Here is a 2,853-nt window from a genome sequence, read left to right on the forward strand (position 1 = left end):
GTGCAACGCAAACGCCAGCGGAGCGTTGCGCGAGCCCGGGCACAGCACCACGTCGCGAACCCCGCCGCGGATCAGTTCGTCGACGACCACGCGGGCCTGCGCCGTCGAAGGGTTCATCACTACAGACTATCGGCGAAGAAATTCAGGATCGCGGTGTTGACGACCTCGGGCTTCTCGATGAAGCCGAGGTGACCGGTGCCGGGGATCTCCAGGAACTGCCCGTTGGGCATCGCGTTGGCGACCTCGCGGCCGAGGTAGGACGGCAGCACGACGTCGTCGGCGAAACCGATGACCAACGTCGGCGTGGTCACGTTCTGGTAGGCGCTCAGCCTGCTGCCGTTCGGGCCGATCGACAGCTGTGTCTTCATGCCCGGTGTCGGCTTCTGCGGCCACATCGTGAACATCTCGATCCAGTCCCGCACCACGTTGTCGTCGTTCAAGGTCTTCGGCGAAAAGCTCTCCAGCAGGCGCACTTTCGCCTCGAACTCGACGGGCAACTGCAGGCCGGACTCGGCCAGCGCGAGTTCACCGGTGAAGAAGAAGTCGCGGGTGCGGTCATGGCGGCCGCGGGTGGCCATCAACACTGCCGAGCGGACCAGCTCGGGCCGGGCCACCATCAGTTCCTGGGCGATGTAGGAGCCCATGGAGAGTCCGACCAGGCGGGCGGGGGCCAGCCCGAGTTCCTCGATGAGGTCGGCGACGTCACCGACCATGGTTTCGGTGGTGAAGCCCTCGGCGTTCTCGGTGGCGCCGATGCCGCGGTTGTCGAAGGTCACACAGCGGTAACCGGAACGGGTGAACACCGGTACCTGGTGCAGGTGCCAGGTGCGTCCGGCGCCCCCACGGCCTGCGATGAACACCACCGGGTCGCCGGAGCCGCGATCGTCGTAAGCCAAATTCACCCCGACGACGGTACTTCGATTGCCATTGAGACTGCACCAGGGGTGCTGAATCGCCGGAAACCTCCGCCGTCAGCGCAGCCTCAACGGGGTGCGGGTCGCTTGGCACGCCGCGACCGCACCGCGCGAAGGGCGGCGTCCCACAGCAGGCCGGTGCTGGCGGCCAGCGCGGCGGGTTTGGCCATCTCCTTGCCCATCATCGCGGTGGCCAGCGCTTTGGTGCTCGCCGACGCCTTGGACATGTGCCCGCAGTCGAACGGTGGCTGCGGGTCGTACTCCATCGACAGCTGGATGGCCTTGGCCTTGGCCTCGCCGCCGATGCGGCCCGCGAGCCACAGCCCGAGGTCGATGCCGGCCGACACGCCGGCGCAAGTGACGATCTTGTCGCCGGCGGGCACGATCCGCTCATCACCCACCGGTTGCGCCCCGAACGTGCGCAGCACCGGCAGCGCCGCCCAGTGCGACGTCGCCCGCTTGCCGTCCAGCAAGCCAGCGGCCGCGAGGATCACCGATCCCGAGCACACCGACGTCGTCCACGTCGATGTCCGATGAGCGCGCCGCACCCAGTCGAGCACCTTCTCGTCGCGGGCGTGTTCCATCGTGGCGAACCCGCCGGGGATCAGAACGATGTCGGGAGAGGGCGTTTCGTCGAAGGAGTGGGTGGCGCCGATCAGCAGCACCGCCGAGTCCGCGGCGATCGGCCCCGTCTCGTGCCAGACGAAGCGGACCTCGGTGTCGGGCAGCCAGCGTAGGCTCTCGTAGGGACCGATGAAGTCCAGCGCGGTGTAACCCGGGTACAACATGATGGCGACCTGCATGGTCGATCTCCTTCTGGTGTCAGGCGAATGTCTTGCGGTACTGGTCCGGCGAGATTCCCAGGCGTCGAACGAAGTTGCGGCGCAACGTCTCCGCCGAGCCGAAGCCGCAGCGCGCGGCGATCACCGTCACGGTGTCGTCGCTCTCCTCGAGTTGGCGGCGGGCCGCTTCGGTGCGGATCCGTTCGACATAGGCACCGGGGGCCTCGCCGACCTCGTCGGTGAACACCCGGGTGAAGTGCCGCGGACTCATCGACGCGCGACTCGCCAGTTCGGCGACGCTGTGTGCGCCGCCGGGTTCGGACTCGATCGCTTCCTGGACATCGCGGATCGGAGTCCGCCGGGCACGCGGCATCCAGACCGGTGCGGCGAACTGCGTCTGGCCGCCCGGACGTCGTAGATACATCACCAGGTAGCGGGCGACGGTCTGCGCGGCCTCGGTGCCGTAGTCGTCCTCGACCAGTGACAAGGCAAGGTCGATGCCGGCGGTCACCCCCGCAGCGGTCCAGACCTGCTGCGAGCTTCGGACAAAAATCGGATCGGGATCGACTGTGACAGAGGGGAATTCGGAGGCCATGTGAGGGGCGAAGGCCCAGTGCGTGGTGGCCACGCAGCCGTCGAGCAGGCCGGCCTGGGCGGCCAGCACCGCTCCGGTGCAGACGCTCACCACCCGGCGGGCGTGCGCGGCCGTCGCGGCAATCCAATCGATCAGCACCGGGTCGCGGCGCGCCATATCCGTGCCGAACCCGCCGGGGAGCACCACCGTGTCGACGGGTTCGCCGGCGTCGGGCAGTGGATCGGCGACCAGTGTGAGTCCGGTGCCGGTGCTGACCGCAGCGCCGTCGACCGAGACCACGCGGACGGCGTAACCGTCGCCCGCGCCGCGGGTGGCGACGTACATCGACGCGCCGGTGAACACCTCGAACGGGCCCACGATGTCGAGTGCCTGCACTCCCTCGAAGCCGAGGATCAACACGGTGCGGGGCATGGACCCAGTGTTCGCCGTTGCACCGATGGCGTCTAGGCCATGGATCCCACAGATCAGGACAACAGCGGGAAGCAGGCCGCGACGCGGTCGATCCACCACTGCCTGCGATCGGACGCAGCCGCGAGCGCGGCCAGGCGCGCCGGGTCAGGCG

At 68.4% G+C, this 2,853-nt stretch carries 5 protein-coding genes; all 5 read right to left on the reverse strand.

The window, feature by feature from the left end:
- Positions 1 to 117 (reverse strand): hypothetical protein (locus tag WA965_RS13340; protein ID WP_526447615.1); only part of this gene is annotated, 117 nt, incomplete at its 3' end.
- 2 nt (positions 118 to 119) lie between these two features.
- Positions 120 to 902: an alpha/beta fold hydrolase gene (locus tag WA965_RS13345; RefSeq protein ID WP_526303205.1), complete on the reverse strand. Its 783-nt coding sequence runs from the start codon at positions 900 to 902 to the stop codon at positions 120 to 122.
- An 80-nt stretch (positions 903 to 982) separates the two neighbouring features.
- On the reverse strand, positions 983 to 1,717 hold the full coding sequence (locus WA965_RS13350) for a DJ-1/PfpI family protein (RefSeq protein WP_526303206.1): 735 nt from the start codon (positions 1,715 to 1,717) through the stop codon (positions 983 to 985).
- A 19-nt stretch (positions 1,718 to 1,736) separates the two neighbouring features.
- On the reverse strand, positions 1,737 to 2,702 hold the full coding sequence (locus WA965_RS13355) for a GlxA family transcriptional regulator (protein WP_526303207.1): 966 nt from the start codon (positions 2,700 to 2,702) through the stop codon (positions 1,737 to 1,739).
- A gap of 53 nt (positions 2,703 to 2,755) precedes the next feature.
- A partial coding sequence (locus tag WA965_RS13360) for a hypothetical protein (protein ID WP_526447617.1) occupies positions 2,756 to 2,853 on the reverse strand: 98 nt, incomplete at its 5' end.

It is taken from the genome of Mycobacterium sp. (assembly GCF_049683935.1).
GTDB lineage: Bacteria > Actinomycetota > Actinomycetes > Mycobacteriales > Mycobacteriaceae > Mycobacterium.

Excerpts from the sequence above, each read along its gene's own strand:
- WA965_RS13350 (WP_526303206.1), bottom strand. The coding sequence starts at position 1,717 with ATGCAGGTCGCCATCATGTTGTACCCGGGTTACACCGCGCTGGACTTC.
- WA965_RS13355 (WP_526303207.1), bottom strand. The coding sequence starts at position 2,702 with ATGCCCCGCACCGTGTTGATCCTCGGCTTCGAGGGAGTGCAGGCACTC.